We start from the raw sequence: 21,951 nt of genomic DNA on the forward strand, positions 1-21,951 counted from the left end.
AACTCATAAAAACTTCTTCATAAACTGGATGAAGACAGGATAGTCGGAGGGAATAGTACCATGCCCACCATCATGCATGTAGTACCCAAGTTTATTTTCCAGCAATGAAGTGTCTCCGGCAGCAGGCATTTCATTGTTTTTTGGACCCTTTTCACCAAAAAGTTCATAGACCTCAGTGGCTTCCTGAGCAGCAATAAACTCACCTTTTGGGTCAGACCAGTAATCAGTATTTCCTGTCTGCAGCAATAAAGGCCTTGGGGCGATCATCGCTACAAGTGCATGAGCATCAAAAGGGAAATCATTCACATGGGTGGAATAGGCTTGATAGTTTGATGAAAACTGATAGCCATACCTGGAGGAATCAGACATGTGCTTAATGTTTTCGCCGTAATCTCTTCTGGCAATTGCAGCCCCACCTTCTCCTGAGCAACTTGCTATTATCATTTTAAATCTAGTATCTCTAATTCCTGTCCAAAGCACGGTTTTTCCTAAGCGGGAAACTCCCATAAGCGCAATTCTACTGGCATCAATCTGCTCGTCTTTTTCAAAATAGTCCATGGCTCTACTTAGTCCCCATGACCAAGCCGAGATTGTGCCCCACTCATCGGCCTGTGGCTTGGTTTCACCAGATCCCAGGAATTCCTTGCGTATTCCAAACTCAAAACCACCTTTGAAATCTGGATCTATGTCACCATAGTAAACCGTGGCGAAACCGTATCCAGCATCAATGAATTGCTCCACGTTGGTAGCCCGAAAAGCAGTTGGTTGATCAGCCTTGACTTTTTTGCCTTCTCTATTCCAGATTTCACCAACTCGTATTCCTGGATAGTCGACGGAAAGATTATTGGCGGTAAAAGAAATGGTGAAGAAAACGGGTGTTTTTTCGGTAGAATTCTTGGGTAAATAAATGAGCAAATCCATGGGATGGTCTTTGCTGTTTTCTGTTAAATATATTCTAACCTGCCGGCGAATTGCCTTGCCGTTTAATGCCTCGCTTTCCTTATCAAAAACTTCATAGTCTATTGATTTTGGAGCTGGAGGAGTTTTTCCATACTGAAGTTCTGCAATGAAATTCAACAGCTCCGGTCTTCTTTCTTTTATCCAAATCTCTGAATTAGTAACTTTTTTACCATTCTCTAGGGTGAGCAACTCAGGTAAAGTATAAGGAGGAATGGCCTCTTCGTCGTAATTGACAGGGAAACCTGCGACTAGTTTTGGTGGCTCCTGAGCAATAGCTAGAAAGTTGATGGACAGCACAATTGTAAACGGTAGGTATATTTTTTTCAAAGGAGTTCTAAGCATGGTTTGGGGATTATTGTTCTCTCAATATGTTAAATGAAATTGATTTGACAGTCCTGGTGCTGAGCAATTTGAAAGAGAAAAGGTTAAAAATTTACTGCCAGTGTATTATGTTAAACATTTATGTGTCTTGAATCTTGGCTTTTGAATAAATTTTAATCGGTTCTAATCTAAAATCCTATTCTTATATCTTAGCGATTCAAAAAAATAGGCTGTTTTCCTTTCCCTAAAGAATTCCAAGCATCAATGAAGCAAATATTCTCCAATCTCCTCTTCAAAGTATTCATCGCTATTGTACTAGGGATAGTTTTTGGTCTTTACCTGCCAGAATCCATCAATCGTATTTTTACCACTTTCAATGCTTTCTTTGGGCAATTTCTGAATTTTGCTATTCCATTGATCATTCTCGGATTGATTATGCCAGCCATATCTGACCTGGGTAAAGGGGCCGGGAGATTATTGTTGATTACCGCGGCTATTGCCTATGGGTCTACGCTTTTCTCCGGCTTTATGAGCTATTTCACTTCTTCTACTATTTTCCCTTCACTCCTAGCTTCACATGTGAATGAGGTGGCTGAGGTGGCTGATGGAGGAAAAGATCTGGTGCCCTATTTCAGTATAACCATTCCTGCTGTAATCGATGTGATGTCTGCTTTGGTATTGGCGTTTGTGATTGGTTTGGGGCTTTCATACCAAGAGAATTCCACGTTGAAAAAGGTGGTAAAAGATTTTGAAACGATCATCATGCAAGTAATCGAGAACGTAATCATTCCATTTTTGCCAATTTTTATCTTGGGAATTTTTGCCAATATGGCCTACAGCGGGCAGGTATATTCCATACTTTCCGTTTTCTTAAATATCATTGGAGTAATCTTCGCCATGCATATTTTCCTGCTTTTGCTTCAATATGTGATAATAGGGGCGATTGTAAAGAAAAACCCTTTTCGCCTTTTGGCTAATATGATGCCGGCCTATTTTACAGCTTTAGGTACGCAATCCTCTGCTGCTACGATTCCGGTCACTCTGGAACAAGCTGAGAAAAATGGTGTTTCTCCGAAGATCGCTGGTTTTGTGATTCCCCTTTGCGCAACAATTCACCTTTCTGGAAGTATCATGAAAATCACTGCATGTGCCATGGCTTTGATGATATTGGAGGGAGTTCCTTTTGATTTTGGGATGTTTGCAGGTTTTATTTTTATGCTAGGTATAGCGATGGTTGCTGCTCCTGGAGTTCCTGGTGGGGCGATTATGGCAGCCATTGCTATACTTCAGTCTATGCTTGGATTCAGTGAGGAAATGACTGGTTTGATGATTGCATTGTATATCGCGATGGATAGTTTCGGTACGGCTTGTAATGTTACTGGCGATGGGGCTATCGCATTGGTAGTAGATAAGATTACTGAGAAGGAAAATGCGGCTGCTTAATCACTGAGCTATTCAAAATATCCATTCTATTTTTCCAGTCTGTAAGAAATTCTTTCCGCCATTTATTTACGGTTTTGGCGCCATTCCGCTTGTTTTCTACCAAAGAAGGATCGGGATTATCTGTCCAGTAAGTTTCGCTATGATCAGTTTTGATAAATTGGCCTCCCCAGCTTTCACTTTCCGGATCTGATGGGTCTCCATGAAGCATGTAAAGAACTGATGGGGTATCACCCATTTTGATGTCTTTTTTCTTTTCATAGAAAAGATCTCCTAAGGCTCCATGATTGTGGATGTGCTCGCTTACAAAGCCTTCATTTCCGAAATCCTCTTCTTGATATCCACCCATATACATTCCTCTGAATGTGGTATTGTTTTCTATGAACCATAAATCAAGATGCTGTTCGAAAATGTAATTTCTGGCACTGGTGTCTTGCAGGGTATTCCAAGACCCGATAGCATACACTCGTAGTTTATCTTTGATGTCAGGAGAAAAATGTAGCGCCTGAGCAACATCTGTCAATGATCCCCAAACAAGCAGGTACAGTGGTCTTGAATCTTTCTTTTTTGCCTCCACTACAATCAACTTTGCACCCTCAGAGATACCAGAAGTAGGCGTTAAACCTTCCTGTGTTTCGATTGCCCCCTGAGCTGAAACTGACCTAAGCTGATCAGGAAAAGGATACGCTTTTGAGTGAGCTATGAGCTTTGGATAATCTTTTTCATACGCATCAATTACTTCCAAAATATGCTCTTTTCGCCCGTCAAAAGGAGGAGAAGAAACTATACCCACTATCTCCAATGTATCTGCATAAAGGAAAAGATGAACGAGTGATTGGTAATCATCTGGGTCACTTCCTCCAATATCTGTAGAGACTATAATTCTGTTTTTTGGTACTACCTGCTGACAGGAAGTGAGTCCAAAGAAAAGGAGAGCAATAGGGAAAAGTGAAAGATAAAATACGTTCTTAGAAATCATGATATAAAGTGTCCTTAAAACTTCAAGTAAGAAAGCGGGTAAAAAATCTACACAAGATTATGTGAATGTGCATAATTGACCAAGCCTACCAAAGTGGAGCAATCGATCTTTCGCAGTATATTTTTACGGTGAGTTTCTACTGTTTTTTCGCTAATGAAGAGCACTTCGGCAATCTGCTTGGTAGAAAAATCCCTTGCTATGAGTTTAATGATTTCTGTTTCCCGAGGTGAAAGATCACTTTTTTCTGGTGGGTTATTAAGCTGCCTGACCAGTATCTCTGAGATTTCGTCACTGAAATATTTTTTACCGGAAGTAACTTTATCCAAAGCTTGCATTAAAGAAGAATGAGCGTCATTCTTCAATACAAAACCATCGATGTTTTCTTTTAGAAGTCCCTTCACTACCGAAGGATCATCATGCATGCTAAGTACGATAACTTTGATGTCTGGATTAATTGAATGAGCGATTCTGATGATTTCCAAACCTGAAAAATCTGGCAATTCATAATCTGTTACTAGTATTTCGAAATCTTGTGTTTTTAGAAGTTCAATAGCTCTTTGTCCATTACTGGCAGTTGCCGAAACCTCATAGTCATCCAAGCCACTCAGAAGACTTTGGGTGCCTTCCAGCAATATCTTATGATCATCTATTAAAAGTATTCGGTACTTTTTCATCGTCAGTTTTTCAGTCCTACTTTTAAATAAACTCAGCATTTTTTATTACAAAGTACGCTGCGTTTACTGTTTATTTCAATACCTATGACTAGGTATTCATCTCTGCCTCAGTCCTTTTGAAGGCAAGATACTTGTCGATAGTAATGGTAAGCATGGTGTTTTTTCTGCCTACGGTGGTATCAATATCTAAGGATCCTTTGATGAGATTCAATCTGGTATTGATATTTCTCCAGCCATTTCCTTTGCTGTTTTCAAAGGTGCTTAGATCAAATCCATTCCCATTATCTTCCACCGTGATAATGACCTCTTCCTCATGGGCTGTAAATTGAATCAACACCTCGCTTGCCTCGGCATACTTCAAAATATTCGATATCCATTCCTGCAAAATTCTGTAGAGCGAGATTTCAAAAACCTCATTTAATCGCTCCTCTATCCCAAATACCTGCACTTTTGCAATTACTTGATTTGACTTGTTGATCCTGGCAATTAATTCCTGCAATGCTGGAATCAGGCCTTCATTTGTCAGTACTTGAGGCATTAGGTTAAAGGCGATATTTCGTATTTCACGCTGAATATCATTTAGCAAAACCGTAGAATTATCGACTATCTCGTTTCGTACCAAAGGGTCATTGCTAGTGCCTTTCAAGCCTTGGATATTCATCGTCAAAGCACTTACCAATTGCCCCATGCTGTCGTGAAGGTCAGATGCAAAACGCTTTCTTTCTTTTTCCTCACTGGAGATAACTGCCTGAATTTGAGCTTCCCGTAGTCTGGTTTTTTGCTCGCTCAGCACCTTCTCCTGACTTATATTTGCTTGCTTTCTCCAAAGGTAAAACACTAATAATATCAGCAAAAGTACTAGGGTAAGTGCTACTATTACGGTGTTATTTCTCTCGTTTTTCGCCTGTTGAATACTGTTTTCCTGGTCTAATAAGACGATTTGCTGGTCTTTCCTTTCTGTTTCGTATTTGGTTTCCAGCTCTGCGATTTCCTTGTTGGTCTCAATATTTAGAAGACTGTCTGCATATATTTTCTGAAACTTGTGTGCTTTCAGCGCATCTCCAAATTGATTATTGGCTTCGTAAACTTCTGCTAAAAGGCCGTATCCATCTTTTAAGCGATTTAGGTTCTCCAATTTTTGAGCGATTTCTATACTCTGCTGAGCGAATTTAATCGCTACAGGGATGTTTTTTCGTTTGAGTTCATTTTGAGCCAATGAATAAAGGAGGATAGAGTAATCATAGTCATTCTCATAGCTCCCAGTGGAATAGATAGCCATAGCTTTTTCAAAATAGCTATTGGCAAGATTGACATCTCCCATTTCTGAGAATGCATGACCCAAATCTGTGTATATGAGTGCTTGGCTCTTTGTGTCATTGGCATCAAGGGCATAAGGAAGTGCCTCTTGAAAATAGTAAATAGCGGAATCCTGATTAGCTAGGCGATCATACACATTTCCAATGTTCAATAAGGTCTTTTGAATATTCTGTCTGAATTGATCTTCTGGCAAGGATTTTTTGAACGCAAGGGCCTCGAAATAGTAGGTTTTTGCTTTGTCAAACTTTTCATTCAGGAAATGCACATTACCAATATTGGTCAGTATACTTCCTTTCATACCCTGATCTTCCAAGCTATTGATAATTCGAAGTGCCTCCAATTGATATTCAAGGGAGGCGTCATAGTCTCCTTTATTTTGCAGGATCAATCCTAAATTCACTGATGTGACTGCAACACCCCGTTCATTATTTAATGAAGTGTATAATTCGCGGGTTTTGTCTAGGTAATATGCTGCTGAATCATAATCTGATTTTGCCCAAAAAACTACGCCAACATTATTAGAAGCATACGCATGTAAGGCTTGGTACCCATTGTTCTTAGCGATGGAAATAGATTCGTGCCCATATTCCAACGCTTTTGGCGGATCTGAGTATTTCAGATGCCAGCAGAGATCTCCCAGTACGGAAGCTTTGGTCGAATCATCTGGTTGATTATTTAAAATGTTCTGAAGGCTGTCGATCAGCTCTGTTTGTCCGTAGGAAACAAAACTATATAGGCAAAGGATAAAAATACAAAGAGGTCTCAAGACAGCTGGTTTAAGCTTATATACCTACCATTAGGTATGCCAAAATACCTAATCAACCTTATTGAAGCAAGTGCTTTTAATTCAGTTATTTGTATCAATTAGAATATAAAATTCTTGAACTATGAAAAACACTTTATTAATCTTTGCCTTTTTTGTCTGCACCATAGCAAATGGGCAGCTAGTGACTAGCAAAAACCTTAGCGATAATAGCTATGGAGAAAAGAAATTGAAGGATGCTCCCAAGAAGATTTATCTGAATCAATTTAATATCAATTACCAATTAATCGCTGCAAGTTCCGAATCAAGTTCGGGTGGCAAAACCAGAGCTGAAATGGCTGTGGGTATGGTTGGAATTGATGTAGATGTTATGCAAGAAATCACTGATAATGCTTATGCAATGTTGGTGAAAAAATTGACTGATGCCGGAATCGAGATTGTCAGTTCTTCTGAGGCTGAAAAGACTGATTTTTATAGTAATTGGACAAAAGCCCAAGGAGGGAATCCTTCCAAAGCTCAACTCCTAGGTTATGTAAGCACAGTGCCAACTGGGTTTGACTTTTTTTACAAAAAAATGGATAGTAAAGGGAAAACCAAAGGCTCTTTTATCGTGGATACCACACCCGCTCTATCTAAAGATTTGGGAGATATTCCAGTATTCGAAGCAAATATCAGCTTTCAGTTTGTGACCATTGAGGGAAATAGTTCTTATGTAACAGATGCTACCAAGATGAAAGGCGTGGTAGAATATCAAATCCCAGAAGTGGCAATAGCCAAATCAGCAGAAGGGTTTTTAGGAGGTAAAATTGAAACCTCTAGAGTTGCTGCTCGGGTGGTGTGGAAAGGTGGAATGAATGGTTCTGGAGCCAACACTATATTATCCTATAGCCCTAAAGGTAAGATTGAAATCCCAGGGGTGATGGAAGAAAAGAAGTTTAAGGAGTATGTAGCACCTGATATGAGTTTTAATACCACATTTGCGGGTGTTGCCTACACGAATGATAAAGAGCTGGAGGTATCACACCAGGTGAAAGCTGATCCAGCTGCTTATAAGGCTAAAACTCAAGCGGCACTGAACGAGTATTTGAGTATGGTGGTAGATAATTTTATAGCTAGCCTGGGAAATTAATCTGGAAGGTAAGCGAAATACTGAGGCCTTGATCTGATTGGGTGCAGATCAAGGTCTTTATTTTTTGTCCCAGCACCTAATTACAATGATTGGGAAGAGGGTTCTTTTATCTGAAAAGAAAGTTCTCTAAAGTCCCCATTTTGGGGTAGATCAGCCGCTATCTACTAATCCTTCGCATGCCTGCCGGGCTATTCAAAAATTCTAGAATACTTCCCCTAGATTGTTTTTGAAAGGGTTTTTAAATTTTTATAACTTTTAAAGAAATAGAATCATCGATGGAACCTGTCTTGTATGATAGAATTGAAATAGATATTCCGTTTTTTTCACCAAACATCAAACTTTATGAGCACTTCCAAATCAATGACAACTTACTCACAAGTATTAAATCAGCTGCCAGCCAAAGGCTACGGAAAAGAATTAACTGTCAAACGTGCGGGAGGTTCATTCGACGGTTCTGACAAAATCTATCAACCCGAGCAATTAAAGATTGTGAAGGTATATAGGTTCGAGGGAGAATCTGATCCATCAGATATGGCTGTGATATATTTACTACATAGCGCTGAAGAAAAAGGTTTTTTACTTAATGCGTATGGTACTTATTCAGACATGGACAATCAATATTACGATGATTTTATTAAGCGGGTACCTATAGAAGAGATAGAAGGAATGTAAGCTATTTAGCCATGGCGCTTCCTTCAGTCATAATCCCTTTCCATTTTTACTAACCATTTAACTTCCACAAATATGCTTTTCATTAACAACCAACCAACGGGATTATTTCCGGCATTTCTACTGAGTAAAAAGGAGCATGATGTAGATAAAAGGACTACCCGAAAAACTCCAGGACAGACTGGAGATACGAGGCCTCCTAAGTCCGATGAATTCAATGAAATTGAACGGAAAAACAATCTAAAAAATGATGTTCAGGAAGAAACGGTAGATAATGAGGAGCGTGATAAAAATAGTAAATAGGAGAGTAGTTCTTAATCTGCACTCCTATTTTTATCACTGGTATTTTCATCAATGATTGTTTCCAATTTTTTAGCTCTCTGATTTTCTCCTGCCCATTCGTATAGTTTTGAAGCTTTCAGTCCAGCTTTTTCTACGAATCCCGTTTTGTCAATTTTAGCAAGCCATCCAATGAACTTCCGCATCAGCTTAAAATACGGTGCCAAAAGTAAGGAAGAAAGTGCTATGAGCAACCAACCCAAGGGTACGAAGGGAAGCAGAAGCGAAATAAGTCCGCCTATGAATATCAAAGTAGCAATAGTTGGTATGAATAGTTTTCTCAAATCGTAAGGTGAAATACTTTATAGGAAAGTTAAGGTGATAACTGAATAAATGGTTTAACTAAACCTGATATCAATGTAGGTATGCCTATCAGTTATCAAACCTATATGTGCCCTTTAGGGTTCAGATAAAGCATGCCAAAGAGACCTCAATCAGCGGAATTACTTTGTTGGAATGTAGAATTGAGGAGATAAACAGCGAATATTTTAATCAGCGTAAAACCTTAACTCTACTATCCCAAGACACTTTTATTTAAAGAACTTTACCTTCAGCTACTGCTACAGAGTCCATATGGCGGCCAATAAATAGACCAATTAGCATCCCGATACTCACGCCCAGCGCAATCCCTGAGGATCTTTCAAAGCGCTCGCCAAAAAGAACTCCTAACACCACTCCAAATGCGCCTCCCATGGATACGCCTAAAGATGAATAATATCCTGCCGAGATGAGAGAATGGTTTTCCTTCAAGTATTCTTTAAAATCTTTGATGATTTTGCCGAAGTGTTTTTTGTTATCAGCATGGGGTGAAGTCAAAGTCAAATTATCCAACTTAGTTTCAATGGCTTGAATCTCTTCTGTCGAAAAATCTCTTCCTTTTAGCTTCTCGAGGATTTGAAGGAAACTCGTGTAGATTTTGATTTGGGACTTCGATGAACTCTTGTTTTTTAAACGTTCAACAATGTCGTAAGCTTCTTGAATTTTCATGCTATTTATTGTTTTCTTGATTAGTGGCAGAAATCAGTAAATATTACACAGGAAAGATATTTTTTTTGAAACTAGAATGTAACTATTTGATTTTCAAGTGTTAGTTGTTCAATGTTTCCAGGTCGCTCATTAATTCTTTCATTTTATTGAAGACTCTTCCATAGACAAGATTTAAATCCCACATATAGATTCTACCCGAAAAAAATGCTAATAATCCTAAAATCAAAAGTACAATCGCAATCCCTAGGGTCGGGATTCCGAATAGTAAATCTATTTCAGGAAACTGTATCATGATCTTATTTACCAGTCTTTCTCCAAGGAACATTCCTTCTGCATCCTTAAACCATAAACCCAAAATAATGGACATGAAAGAAATTGGATATAAGAACATCGCTATTCGCTTGTTGATTTCAACCTGTTTATTTATCCAATGATTAAATTTTTTAAGGTATTCGTAACTGTTCTCACCTTTATCGATTGTCTCTAGACTCTTCAATAGACTTCTGTTAATGACCACCAATACCATCAGCGTTACGAAAAATATAATGCCCATGATTGGGATTCCAACTAGGTAGGATATTAGCAGAAAGACAAATGAAAATACAACAATTGCCTTCAGGTTTATCCGGAACATTCTTGTGAACTTATCGATGATATGAATGGATTTTTGAGCGTAGAGGTCATTGATTTTAGGCGCAATTAATGCGTCACTTTTCAGAAAACCCTCTTTCCATATGTTTTCAATTGATCTTTCCATCTAATAATTTCTTTAGTCTTGATTTAATTCTTTGAACACGGACTCCAATGTTATTATAATTTGTGCCAATGATGTCTGCGATTTCCTTGTATGATTTTTCCTCTAGATAAAGCATGATGATCGCTCTATCTATTTCTGAAAGTTGTCGAATAGCATCGTATAGGAGATTCAATGATTCGTCTGAAAATGCATGATTGTCAACTGTATCCAGATAAGGCATGGAATCTGACACGAAATGCTGCGTGTTGTTTTTCTTTTTCTTTAGTAAGGTCAGGCAGACGTTTAGAGAAATCCGGTAAACCCAAGTACTCCATTCTGATTCAGCTCTGAAATTATCCTTACTTCTCCAAATCTGTAAGCAGACCTCTTGGTAATAATCTTCGAAATCCTCCTGCGAACTTGTATAGGCCCGGCAAAGCTTGATGATTATTCCCGAAAAGGGCGTTATAGAAGTATTGTAAAAATCCTGACTCAAATCGTTTTATTTGGTTAGTGGCTTCAATCAAAAATTATTACACCCAGATTAATTTTTTCTTTAAAAGAACAAGAGCAGATGAAAGTCCAGCGTGTTGGGTTGGGCTTGTTTTCGTTTCTAACAACACTTACTAAGGTAGATACCCTATAGAATTCAATTTATTGAATAAAAAATAGTATTACACAAACAGTCTTTTCACTATTGACTCAAAATCCACGGATACGCTTTTTTAAAACCATTTTTCCAAACCGAATTGGAATGACCAAATCCGTCTTCCACATCCACCTTTATATTCTCTTTGGGTACTCCGTGGTTAAGGAGAATATTCTGCATTTTTTCCACATTTTGCAGCATAGCCCGCTCTAGGTTGCCCCCATTAAAGTAGATTTTTTGATTGAATACTTGCTCATTGGTTTCATGCCATTTATATACCTCATCGTTGATCCAAAATGATGGGGAGAACACAATAGCTCCTCCAAAAACTGAGGGGTACTTCATCAGCATGTAATAAGACATCAATCCTCCTAGAGATGCTCCCCCAATGATCGTTGAGTTAGCTTCTTTCTTCGTTCTGTATCTTGTATCTACCCAAGGCTTGACAGTTTCAACTATCCATGCGGCATGCTTATCCCCGCTATAACTCTTATCTGCGAACCAGCCCATTTCGGGTAGGGGTTTGTATTCCTCTGTTCTATTTTTGGAATTATATAGACCTACTACAATCGACTGCTCACCGCCAAGCTGCCCCAAGCTATCGATAACTTCATCAAGCTCCCATTCGGTACCTTCCTGGATTTTTTGGTCAAATAGGCTTTGTCCATCTAAAAAGTAAAGGACAGAATAGCTAGCGCAATCTAGCTGATAGTTTTCAGGCAAATAAATGGCAATTGTCCTTTTCTCATTTAGGTAATCAACTGGAATAGTGTCATAGAGAATTTCCACATTGGGAGAGGCTGTCGACTTTAGCAATCTTATTGATTCTTGGCGTTTTTTCTCATCGATCCTTTCTACTATTTTCTTGGTTCCAATGTAAACTCCGCCAAGTAAAAGTATTAATCCGATGAGATAGAAAAGTTTAATTTTCATTGGCACTAAGGTAGCATGGGAGCAAACAAGTTTGGGGTTAGGTTACTTTTGGAGTCTATCAAAAAGAGTGATTCAAATTCAGTTACTTATAACTCACGAACATCTATTCTGTTGGGTTTGTATTTAGGTAATTCAAAATGAATTTTTAGAAAAGGCTATTCTTTAAACCCTGGACCTTTTACTACTTGTCCTGGAAATGCTCCTGTATGTTCTCCATTTTGGAGAACGGGTGTTCCGTTAACAAGGACGTGAACCATACCAGTGGCATATTGCATAGGCTCTTCAAAGGTAGCATGATCTTGAATTTGAGTAGGATCAAAAATTGCCAGATCAGCAAAATAACCTTCTTTTAACGTACCACGCTTTTTGATTTTCAGGTTTGTGGCTGGCAAAGTTGTCAATTTGTAAATAGCTTCTTCCAAAGAAATAACCTTTTCCTCGCGGACATATTTGCCCAGCACTCTGGCAAAATTCCCAAAAGCTCTAGGATGGTAGCTTGACTTGAGAAATACTCCTTCTATGGAGTAGGAGCCAGCATCTGAGCCAAAACTCATGTAGGGAAGTGCCAGCTGTTTTTTTACATTTTCTTCAGACATCAGAAAATAAATGGTTCCAACTCTACTACCATCCTGAACCACCAAATCCATAGCAGTTTCTTCAGGAGAAAGCTGTCTCAGCTCTGCCACTTCTGCCAGCGTCTTGCCAGTAAGATATTTCAAGCTATCGTTTTTAAAACCAACCAAAATCATTTTCTCGGGTCCTTCTACAGCTTGCATCAGACTTTCCCACTCATCGGTAGGAGTCTTCATCTCCTGAAGTACTTGTTTACGAATTAAAGGATCCTGCAAGCGCTCAGCCCATTTGTTATATCCACCTTCTTGTACCCATGGAGGCATCGCAGCATCTAAACCCGTAGCTCCGGCTACGTAGGTATACATATCAGTAGTAATCTCTAATCCGGCCGCTCTTGCTGAATCTATTTTGGCAACCACAGCATCGTATTTTCCCCAATTGGCTTGTCCACTTTCCTTCAAATGATAAACTTCTGCCCGAATTTTTGCTTCATCAGCAATCCGGATCAGTTCGTCCAAGCTTTCTAATAGCCTTCCCCCTTCACTTCTCATATGTGAAATATACATGCCATCATAAGCTGCAGCTACTTTACACAGTTCTATGAGTTCTTCCGTACTGGCGTAAAAGGCGGGAGCATAGATTAAGGAAGATCCCACACCTAATGCACCTTCTTCCATAGCCTGCTTAACCAAGGATTTCATAGACTCCAATTCTTCCGCTGTTGGAGCTCGGTCTTCATATCCGAGTTCATGGATTCTAACTGTGGTGGCACCAATGAAGGAAGCTACGTTGGTGGAGACTCCTTTATCCACAAGAAAATCTAAGTATTCACTGAGAGTTGTCCAGCTTATAGGGAATTTAATGTCTCCCTGCGATTTTTCCTCATCCACTTTCATCTCATCAGTGAGTGGCCCCATGGACCAGCCTTCACCAAATACTTCCAAAGTCACGCCTTGCCGGATATCACTTTGGGACTTTCCATCTTCGATTAGGGACTCCGTTGCCCAACTCAACATATTGATAAAGCCTGGAGCTACCACCAAACCGGTCGCATCTATTTCTGATGTACCAATTGCATCTTGAAGATTACCGATGGCAGCAATTGTATCTGCCCGAATGCCTATATCTCCAACATAGCCAGGGTTTCCAGAACCATCGATGATTTGACCATTTTTGATTAGGATATCGTAGGTTTCAGGATTTGAGCAGCTGAAAAAAACACTGGCAATTGTGAGAAAGAAGAGGAATGCTTTCATGGAGTTGATTTTATTTTTCGAAAGGAATAGTAAGATCCATATTGGGCTTCATGGTTATACGGCACGAATTAAAAATGGGATTTTAACTTTTTTATTTTCTGAAGTTACTATGTTTTCAAGGATTGTATTCTACTGGCTTTTCAAAATTGGGGTGCTCATACCAAAGAAGTTATCGATTACGGAAGAATCACAGTCTAAACCTCTTGAGGTATTTTATTCGAAATGCGATACCCGTAAGTTGGGTTCGGATAAAAAGGAATGGGATTGCTTTTTTTAAACGGTTGAGGTCCTTTCACTTTCTTTAATAGATTTGTTTAGGGAGATAATATTGATTTTGGGCATAAATCGTACCTCTGAAAGTCTTCCTTTAATGCAAATCTCATGAGAAATAGACTCTTTATTTTCTTCCTGATTTTTTTCATAATCCCAACTTTCCTGAGTGCTCAACGCCAAATGGAAAAGCTAGATCGTGGTTTGGTAGCCATTAAAACAGAGGAAAAAAAAGTGTTTGTAAGTTGGAGATTGTTTAATGAAGATCCTGATGATATTACCTTTAATCTCTACCGAAAAAATGGCAAAGGCGAAGTTTCCAAAGTCAATGAGGAGCCTATCGAGAAAGTGACTTGGTTTCAGGATGAGTCCTTTGATCCAAATCAAGAGCATACTTGGTATGTGAAGTCAGTGAAAGCAAAGCGGGAATCCATTGAAAAAGGAAGTTTTACAAGTGCTGCCTTAGCGCCGACCAAACCCTACTTTTCTATTCCTATGGAGAATCCTGAAGGGTATGCGCCAAATGATCTATCGGTGGGAGATTTGGATGGTGACGGTGAGTATGAAATTATAGTGCATCAGGTTGGGCGGAGTCGTGATAATTCCCAAAAGGGAATCACAGATCCACCTATTTTTCAGGCATATAAATTAGATGGTACGTTTCTTTGGGAAATAAACTTGGGCAAAAACATCCGAGAGGGAGCTCACTATACTCAGTTTATGGTTTTCGATTTGGATGGCGATGGCAAGGCAGAATTTGCCTGCAAAACTGCCGATGGTACCATCGATGCATTCGGAAAAGTAATCGGAGATCCTTCAAAAGACTTTAGGGATTTGGATCAACAGTCTCCCACTTTTGGAAAAATACTCACCGGGCCAGAATACTTAAGTGTTTTCGACGGAAGCACTGGCAAAGTCTTACATACCATAGATTATATTCCAGGTAGAGGGAATTTATCTGGCTGGGGAGGCATAGGTGGAAATGGTGGAAATGACAGCTCTGGTAATCGAGCGGATCGCTTCACGGCTTGTATTGCCTATTTGGATGGTGTTCACCCTAGCTTAGTCATGGGTAGAGGCTATTATGGGAGGACTGTATTAGCGGCTTTTGATTTCAGAAATGATCAACTTCAAACTCGTTGGGTTTTTGACTCGAAAGATGGGACAAACCCTTACTCAGGCATGGGTAACCATGGACTCTCTGTAGCCGATGTTGATTTTGATGGAAAAGATGAAATAGTGTTTGGAGCAATGGTAGTGGATGATACCGGAGAAGGTTTGTACACGACTGGATTCAGGCACGGCGATGCCCTTCATGTTAGTGATTTGGATCCTTCCACGCCTGATTTGGAGGTTTTTGGAATTCATGAAATAGAAGATGGGACCAAGGGACCTGGCGTGGTACTTTTCAATGCCCGAAATGGTAAAGCCCTTTTTGAAGCAGCTCCGGATATAGATGTGGGTAGAGGAGTAGCTGCCAATATTGATTCCTCCCGAGTTGGAGCACAGATGTGGTGGTCGGGAGATCCCAATTTATATGATATCAAAGGAAATATAATCGGTGAAGCCCCTAGGGAGAAAAACTTCCTGATATGGTGGGACGGTGATTTGTCTCGCGAAATCTTGGACCGAAATAGAATTACCAAATATAGGAAAGGTCTGATTTTCGAAGCTGAAGGAGCAACTTCAAATAATGGCACAAAGGCTACCCCAGCTTTATCCGGTGATATTCTTGGTGACTGGCGCGAAGAACTGATTTTAAGAAGTGAAGACAATTCTGAACTTCGCATTTATGCAACCACCATTCCAACAACTTTTAGGATGCCTACGCTCATGCAAGATTCTCAATATCGCTTAAGTATTGCTTGGCAAAATGTGGGTTACAACCAGCCTCCTCACCCTAGTTTTTACCTAGGAACCGGAATGAAAAAAGTAAAGAGATAAGCGGGTGTTGCGGTATGGATACTGAAGTAAGATTGTCACAATTCTGACATTATTTTTCAAACAAGATGGAATGAATTGATTACCAATTCTTAGTTTAGGATAAAATATCTAGCTATGCTCACGGAACAGGAAATCGAATTTTTGGAAACTTATGGCTACCTTAATTTGGGTCAGCTTCTGACAAACGAAGAGGTCAAACAAGTCAATGATAGAATAGCGGATTTGATGCAGACCGAGGGAGAAAATGCTGGAGCGGAATTAGTTGAGTCCAAATATATCCGACACCCAAAAGAAGAAGGAGCGGACCGTTTAGCCGATTTGGTTAATAAGGGGCCTGTCTTCGATGTTTTTTATACGCATCCTCGAGTGCTAGCTGGTATAGAGGCAGTTTTGGGACAGCAATACAAGTTGTCCTCGCTCAATTACCGGGCTGCAAAACCAGGTATGGGTCTCCAGAAACTTCATGTGGATTGGAAAAATACGGTCGTCGATGGAGCGTATAAAGTCTGCAATAGCATTTGGCTTTTTGACGACTTTACCGAGCACAATGGTTCTACGCGGATCGTTCCAAAGTCCCACAAGTTAAGTTCTCTTCCTGATGAAGTGATGGCAGATCCTCTTGACAAACATCCCGATGAAATCCGGATAATAGCACCAGCAGGCTCAGTTTTTATCTTCAACTCGCATGTCTGGCATGGAGGCACCATGAATGAAACAGAAAACGTACGCAGGAGCATTCACAGCTATTTCTGTAGCAGAGAGCAACCGCAACAGATCGACCAAAAGAAATACATCACTGAGAATACTCTGAAGAGAATTGGTGAAAAGGGAAGGTGGACTTTAGATGTTTAAGGGTGAGATTTATGGGCAGTAAACCCGGTCATTTTTAAGTCAATTGCTCAACCATAAACAGGCGACAAACTATTGCCGCTCTATATACATCACAGCAGAGTCTTCTACGTATTTGGCAGGATTGAAGCTGGAGTAGAATTTATTTCTGAGGTTATTTAGGGGACTATTCATCGCCATTATTTTAGATGTAAATTCTACTGGGAACTTGGTAGTGTCCGAATAATTCTTCAAAAGAGTGTCGTATTGATCAATATTAGCCAGCATTCTAGTGGTGAGCTGCCCAAATCTAAGTCGTAACGACTGGACCTTATACATGTAAGTTTCTACCTGACCGAGCCATTTACCTCTAGTGTCGGGAGATTTATCTAAATACATGATTTTATCAGAAATTGATTTTCGGCATTCATTCTTGAATTGCTCGCGTTCAGAATCAAGTGTGGCTTTTAAATACCTGCTTTCAAAACGCTGTTTATCAATAGCAAAGTAGCTCATTTGCTCATTTAGCAAAAGCGCATTTTCCATCTGAAGTTGCTCTAGTTCCTGATTAATCAGATTCCATTCGTGATCTATTATTGATTTTTGCTGTTCAAATTGACTAGAGATAGTTAATATTCTAAGCATCTCAGGAGTCTTGTCATATAGGTCCTTTTCTTTTTTTCCTAGCGTTCCAATCAGGCTGGTAACACCAGAAATGGCAGTATTTACCATGGTGCCATAAAGCGGAACTGCTGAAGATGCAGTAGAAATCAAGGAAAGAGAATTTTGGAGTAATCCAGACATCGCATCTGACTTACCATCTTTCTCATACCATTTATCAAAGTCGGTTTTCCAAGTCGTAAATGACTTGTATTGTTGGATTTTGCCAATGCTTCCCAACTGATCAAAAAATGACTGAGAGGAAAGAAATAACTCAAGGGGCTGAATGTCGCGTTGGATGCTCAGCAATTCTGTGAAAGCAAGCTGTCCGTTAAGATTTATCTTTGTTTTAGGAGCTTCCTCCAAGATTTTCAAACGTGAATCAAGGGCGATTTGAAGTTTTTCCATGTCCTCAATTTTTTCCTTATCCGATGCTGTTTTGTTATCTGTGGCAGCGAGCTTTTCAGTGAGTCCGTTGACAATCTCCTCGTTTTTTTTCAGCTTTTCATTTAGCTCTTTAAGTTGATTGTCACGATCCGTTTTGATTTGTTCGGTTATTTCCGTCTGAGCTTGCGAAAAGGCAGCTGTAAGCAGAAATAGGAAGAGAAATAAAGGCGTTTTCATGTTTTTCTCAAGAATGGGATAGATAAGGCTAGCTGTAGAATTTTAGCAAATTTCTCTTAGCTAAATCTAAGCCAATTTAGAAGGCTTCAGTCTTGGGCCAAAATCTAGGGTTGAAAAGCCACTGGTAGATGGGGTTTCATTGAAAATCAGACCTTTGAAAAGTAATTCTTAGAAGCTTTTGTAAACCAATAGCGCTGCGGCGAGATCTTCGATTGCCAAGCCAGCAGACTTGAAAAGAGTGATCTCTTGTCTAGAGCTTCTTCCTTCGTGATTGCCTTTGACTAATTCGACAATATCAGCCTTGATATCTGCTTCGGTGATTATCCTGTCTGCGATAGGCAATGCAAGTTCACCAGTTTCATGAAGTGCGCCTGCTCGTGAATCAACAAAAATGGAACTCTTGCGAATGGAATCATCATCAGTTTCACGGGTGGTTGGTTTATGTGATCCTATCAAGTCCAAGTGAGTTCCTGGTTTTATCCATTCGCCTTTTATTATGGCAGTTTTTGAAAGGGTGGCACAAGAAATAACATCAGCCATGCGAGAGGCTTCTTCCAAGTTTGTTACTCCTTCTGCCAAAATCCCTTGAGACTTCAGCTCTTTTACGAATTCTTCCATTTTGTCTGAATTTCTCATCCAGACGTTTACACTTTTGAAATTCCTGACAGTCCTATGAGCCTGAACTAGGTGTTTTGCCACAGATCCTCCCCCTACAATTAATAGATTTTCTGCATCTTGTCTCGATAGGTAAGAGGAAGCAAGCGCAGAAGTACATGCCGTTCTTCTAGCTGTGAGTTCAGTGGCATTCATCATGGCCAAAGGTTCACCGGTTTTGGAATTACTCAATATATACTGAGCAAAAATAGCAGGCATGTTCTGGTTTGAGTTTGCCGGTGCTACAGTGACTTGCTTCATGCCCAGGTAATCGGAGTTCCAAACAGGCATAAGAATCAAGGTGTTCTCAATTCCTTCTGGAGTTTGGTAAAAATGGTGATGCCGTACTGGCATAGTATAATCAGACTGAAAAATCTCACGAAGTGCCTCTATCAGTTTTTTGTAATCTAGAAGTTCGGAGATTTTCTGGTCAGGTATAAGTAGCATATCTATTTCTTGAATTGGTCAAAGGGCTGAAGTTCGAGAAATTCTTCAATACTAACTATGCTGCGTAGTTTGATAATTTGTGGTAAATTAATGCACTTTCAAGAGGCCATCGAGCAGCCTTCTCATTCTAAGAACAAGCTGAACACACCCAGACAGACAGATAAATTTCAAATCAAGTTTGCAGTTTTGGAGTCAGTTTTTGAAATAGTATTGTAGCTTAAAGAAAAAAGTTGAAAAATACCTACCCTTTCGACCCATTCATCAAACATCACCTGATTATCGCTCTAGGTCTGGCAATCTGGATATTTATTTTCTTGTTTTTCACAGAGCCCCTTGACGTAGGACAGCTGCCTGATGTCGATAAACTGAAGTTTCTGCCGATTTATGGATTGTTTGGGGCAGTAGGGTATTTACTTTGTCTTCCTATTCAATCATGGCAAGCCAGAAAAGAAGGGAGGTGGCATCTTCCCTCAGAGTTAATTTTTATGGCCACGTTGATTTTGATCGGGTTTGTCACTTCATGGTTGGTTTATTTTTATATCGTGATGGATGCAAATCCTTACGCCTACACGATTGACTATTTTGCGAAAGCTATCTATCTGCCGGCAGCATTGACAGTATTTCCAATACTGGCAATCGGTCGCTGGTCTTTTGGGAAATACAAAGAGAAACAACTGGAAAAGGATAAAATAGAAATTCGTGGAGTGGGCAATTTTGAAGGACTGCGAATGCAAAGGGAGGATTTGATTTACATACAATCTTCCGATAATTATGTAGAGGTTTTTTTCAAAGAGGGTGAAAATTTAAAAACACAATTGATCCGGAATAAACTTTCTGCCATAGAGGAACAACTCCCAGAACTAATCCGAACGCATCGCTCTTTTTTGATCAATCCAGCTCATTTTAATCAGTGGAAAACCGGCAATAGGAAATTGTTTATCCGGCTAAGTGAAGGGATAGAAGTGCCTGTCTCCAAGACTTACTTGGAGGCCTTGAAAGCTGCGGTGAATTTCACCACAGAATAGCGCACTTTCGCCACAATCCCTGTTTATTGTCTTCAGAGGTAGATTTGAGTTTGTATGTTTGAATCAGTCAAACACATAATTCAATCTCTATGAAAAAGGTATTCATCTTAATGTTGCTGCTTAATTTCAACTTAAAGTTGGCAGCACAACCCAATTGCGATTGCGCATCCGAACTGGATTTTGTATATGAGCAAGTCCAGACAACCGCTTCATTCAAGGACCAGATCAGAGGCGAGAAGAAGGCGAAATTCGAGGAGAATTACTTAAGCTTAAGAGCTCAGATGAATGATGAGCTGAGCAAATTGGATTGCTTTTGGGCACTGAATCAACTGATGTACATGGTGCAGGATAAACATGTTGCGCTCACTGAGAATCCCTTGGGGCTATCGGAGAAAAGTCTTCAGGATTCTAGCTTCTTAGCAGGATATAGAGACAGTCATGCGTTTAAAAATTTCCCTAAGACCGACAGAAATGTGGCCAATTTGGCAAAAAGTCTGGAAGGGAAAAGACTGGATGAGGTAGAAGGAATTTATAAAATTGGCAGCAAGCTAAAGATGGGAGTGTATCGCGTTACTCCAGACAGTTTGGTGGGGGTGATTCTATCTTCGCAAGTTGAAATCTGGGAGCCTGGTCAAATCTTCGCTTACCTCAAGCACTCCAACATCCAGTCACATTACGACATCATCCACTATGGAACGAGCCAGAAAAACCTCAAATTCTCAAAAGCCCAATTCTTTGACCATGGGATGCTATTCCCTTCTGTGTTGAAGGAAGACCTTGAAAGCAACTATGCATGGATAGATAAGCCGGAGGAAGAAGCATATCAACTTTCCAACTTGACGGATGATGTTCAGTACGTTTGGCTTAATAGTTTCAACCGAGTAACCAAGCCGGCAGAACGGGATGCGCTTATCGCAGAGATCCCGAGAGGCCTTACCGCAAAGAATCTGATCATTGACCTCAGAAACAATGGGGGTGGAGCGGACAAAATTTCACTTCCAATACTTAAGGAACTGAAAAAGAAGAAGGTTAACATCTATGTGCTCACCAATTTTTTTACTGGATCCAATGCTGAAATGACTACCGTACGTCTGAAGGATGATTTTGATGCCGTTCAACTCGGACAGAGGACTTATGGTGCCATTAGCTACGGGTCAAATTATGGTAAAAGCTATAATTCGCCTTCTGGCCTTTTTAATTTTTATCCTACCGATATGCGTCAGCGAGAATTTATCGCCTATGAAGAGGTGGGGGTGCAGCCGGACATTAAGCTAAATCAGGAATCCGATTGGGTAAGGCAGACGGTTGAATACATTCAATCGGTAAATGACTAATTACCAATTGATCAACATAAGTTAAAAAGGGTTGAAGTGTTTGACGACGAGTTAATCCTAGAAAAGGCTGTCCTTCGGGGCGGTCTTTTTGCTCTTTCGTTGATTCCAGTTAAAAAACAGACCATGCCGAGACGCAAGGACTTTACACCTACAATTTGAACGTGGACCAGGACGAGTTGTAGTTTATAACTACATCATTATTTCTTTCAGAATTTGAAAATCGTTTGATTCGAATTATTTTCTTTAGATGGGTGTAGTTGCAAACTCACCCAGTGCTATCACTATCTGACTACACCCAGAAGGGGCGATGAAGGTTGTAAAGTGGTCTTTACTTCAATAGTCGACCTCCATTATTCATCATTCGATATTTACTACATCTCATTTCGTACCTCGTATTTCAAATTACCCTGCCTCTCGTATTTCGTTAATCGCATTTCCAA

General features: G+C 39.9%; 20 protein-coding genes. 8 read left to right on the forward strand and 12 right to left on the reverse strand.

Annotation, left to right across the window (positions count from 1 at the left end; genetic code table 11):
* Nucleotides 1-3: 3 nt before the first annotated feature.
* Complete coding sequence (locus LV83_RS06840; RefSeq protein WP_211320461.1) at nucleotides 4-1,302, reverse strand: alpha/beta hydrolase family protein; 1,299 nt, start codon at nucleotides 1,300-1,302, stop codon at nucleotides 4-6.
* A 243-nt stretch (nucleotides 1,303-1,545) separates the two neighbouring features.
* Between LV83_RS06840 and LV83_RS06845 the strand changes: the two genes are divergently transcribed.
* Entirely contained in the window at nucleotides 1,546-2,724 is a 1,179-nt protein-coding gene (locus LV83_RS06845; RefSeq protein ID WP_111610798.1) for a dicarboxylate/amino acid:cation symporter, read from the forward strand.
* Here LV83_RS06845 and LV83_RS06850 read toward each other — a convergent pair.
* The 3 genes from LV83_RS06850 to LV83_RS06860 all read right to left on the reverse strand — a co-directional run bounded on the left by LV83_RS06850 (nucleotide 2,696) and on the right by LV83_RS06860 (nucleotide 6,457).
* On the reverse strand, nucleotides 2,696-3,700 hold the full coding sequence (locus LV83_RS06850) for a DUF1593 domain-containing protein (protein WP_111610799.1): 1,005 nt from the start codon (nucleotides 3,698-3,700) through the stop codon (nucleotides 2,696-2,698). The genes LV83_RS06845 and LV83_RS06850 overlap by 29 nt on opposite strands.
* A gap of 47 nt (nucleotides 3,701-3,747) precedes the next feature.
* A complete protein-coding gene (locus LV83_RS06855; RefSeq protein WP_158530530.1) occupies nucleotides 3,748-4,374 on the reverse strand; it encodes a response regulator in 627 nt (208 codons plus the stop codon).
* Nucleotides 4,375-4,462: 88 nt separating this feature from the next.
* Nucleotides 4,463-6,457 carry a tetratricopeptide repeat-containing sensor histidine kinase gene (locus LV83_RS06860; RefSeq protein WP_111610801.1) on the reverse strand — a complete coding sequence of 665 codons (1,995 nt, stop codon included), beginning with the start codon at nucleotides 6,455-6,457 and terminating at the stop codon, nucleotides 4,463-4,465.
* Between the two features lie 121 nt (nucleotides 6,458-6,578).
* Between LV83_RS06860 and LV83_RS06865 the strand changes: the two genes are divergently transcribed.
* The 3 genes from LV83_RS06865 (at nucleotide 6,579) to LV83_RS06875 (ending at nucleotide 8,555) form a co-directional block, all read left to right on the forward strand.
* Nucleotides 6,579-7,583 (forward strand): hypothetical protein, encoded by a 1,005-nt coding sequence (locus LV83_RS06865; protein ID WP_111610802.1) that lies wholly within the window; start codon nucleotides 6,579-6,581, stop codon nucleotides 7,581-7,583.
* Nucleotides 7,584-7,925: 342 nt separating this feature from the next.
* Complete coding sequence (locus tag LV83_RS06870) at nucleotides 7,926-8,255, forward strand: hypothetical protein (RefSeq protein WP_111610803.1); 330 nt, start codon at nucleotides 7,926-7,928, stop codon at nucleotides 8,253-8,255.
* Between the two features lie 72 nt (nucleotides 8,256-8,327).
* On the forward strand, nucleotides 8,328-8,555 hold the full coding sequence (locus tag LV83_RS06875; protein WP_111610804.1) for a hypothetical protein: 228 nt from the start codon (nucleotides 8,328-8,330) through the stop codon (nucleotides 8,553-8,555).
* Between the two features lie 11 nt (nucleotides 8,556-8,566).
* Here the strand turns inward: LV83_RS06875 and LV83_RS06880 are convergent, their stop codons facing one another.
* From LV83_RS06880 to LV83_RS06905, 6 genes are all read right to left on the reverse strand, one after another.
* The gene (locus tag LV83_RS06880; protein WP_111610805.1) at nucleotides 8,567-8,875 is read right to left on the reverse strand and encodes a hypothetical protein; all 309 of its coding nucleotides are present in this window, start codon (nucleotides 8,873-8,875) and stop codon (nucleotides 8,567-8,569) included.
* Between the two features lie 250 nt (nucleotides 8,876-9,125).
* Nucleotides 9,126-9,578, reverse strand: coding sequence for a hypothetical protein (locus LV83_RS06885; protein ID WP_111610806.1), 453 nt, complete (start codon nucleotides 9,576-9,578; stop codon nucleotides 9,126-9,128).
* Nucleotides 9,579-9,678: 100 nt separating this feature from the next.
* On the reverse strand, nucleotides 9,679-10,335 hold the full coding sequence (locus LV83_RS06890) for a hypothetical protein (protein ID WP_111610807.1): 657 nt from the start codon (nucleotides 10,333-10,335) through the stop codon (nucleotides 9,679-9,681).
* Nucleotides 10,319-10,810 carry an RNA polymerase sigma factor gene (locus tag LV83_RS06895; protein ID WP_111610808.1) on the reverse strand — a complete coding sequence of 164 codons (492 nt, stop codon included), beginning with the start codon at nucleotides 10,808-10,810 and terminating at the stop codon, nucleotides 10,319-10,321. The genes LV83_RS06890 and LV83_RS06895 overlap by 17 nt, the downstream gene beginning before the upstream one ends.
* Before the next feature lie 198 nt (nucleotides 10,811-11,008).
* A complete protein-coding gene (locus LV83_RS06900; RefSeq protein ID WP_111610809.1) occupies nucleotides 11,009-11,896 on the reverse strand; it encodes an alpha/beta hydrolase in 888 nt (295 codons plus the stop codon).
* 155 nt (nucleotides 11,897-12,051) lie between these two features.
* On the reverse strand, nucleotides 12,052-13,725 hold the full coding sequence (locus LV83_RS06905; RefSeq protein ID WP_111610810.1) for an N-acyl-D-amino-acid deacylase family protein: 1,674 nt from the start codon (nucleotides 13,723-13,725) through the stop codon (nucleotides 12,052-12,054).
* A 381-nt stretch (nucleotides 13,726-14,106) separates the two neighbouring features.
* On the opposite strand from LV83_RS06905, the gene LV83_RS06915 reads away from it, so the two are divergent.
* Both LV83_RS06915 and LV83_RS06920 read left to right on the forward strand, forming a co-directional pair.
* Entirely contained in the window at nucleotides 14,107-15,939 is a 1,833-nt protein-coding gene (locus tag LV83_RS06915; protein WP_111610812.1) for a rhamnogalacturonan lyase, read from the forward strand.
* A 114-nt stretch (nucleotides 15,940-16,053) separates the two neighbouring features.
* On the forward strand, nucleotides 16,054-16,791 hold the full coding sequence (locus LV83_RS06920; protein WP_111610813.1) for a phytanoyl-CoA dioxygenase family protein: 738 nt from the start codon (nucleotides 16,054-16,056) through the stop codon (nucleotides 16,789-16,791).
* A gap of 69 nt (nucleotides 16,792-16,860) precedes the next feature.
* On the opposite strand, the gene LV83_RS06925 is transcribed toward LV83_RS06920, so the two are convergent.
* Nucleotides 16,861-18,051, reverse strand: a complete 1,191-nt coding sequence (locus LV83_RS06925; protein ID WP_111610814.1) for a coiled-coil domain-containing protein — start codon at nucleotides 18,049-18,051, stop codon at nucleotides 16,861-16,863.
* A gap of 168 nt (nucleotides 18,052-18,219) precedes the next feature.
* Nucleotides 18,220-19,152, reverse strand: coding sequence for an ornithine cyclodeaminase family protein (locus tag LV83_RS06930; protein ID WP_111610815.1), 933 nt, complete (start codon nucleotides 19,150-19,152; stop codon nucleotides 18,220-18,222).
* Nucleotides 19,153-19,382: 230 nt separating this feature from the next.
* Here LV83_RS06930 and LV83_RS06935 point away from each other — a divergent pair, with 230 nt between their 5' ends.
* Nucleotides 19,383-20,177 carry a LytTR family DNA-binding domain-containing protein gene (locus tag LV83_RS06935; protein WP_111610816.1) on the forward strand — a complete coding sequence of 265 codons (795 nt, stop codon included), beginning with the start codon at nucleotides 19,383-19,385 and terminating at the stop codon, nucleotides 20,175-20,177.
* Nucleotides 20,178-20,266: 89 nt separating this feature from the next.
* Nucleotides 20,267-21,511, forward strand: coding sequence for a S41 family peptidase (locus LV83_RS06940; protein ID WP_111610817.1), 1,245 nt, complete (start codon nucleotides 20,267-20,269; stop codon nucleotides 21,509-21,511).
* The last annotated feature ends 440 nt before the right edge of the window (nucleotides 21,512-21,951 follow it).

Source organism: Algoriphagus yeomjeoni, from assembly GCF_003259505.1.
GTDB lineage: Bacteria > Bacteroidota > Bacteroidia > Cytophagales > Cyclobacteriaceae > Algoriphagus > Algoriphagus yeomjeoni.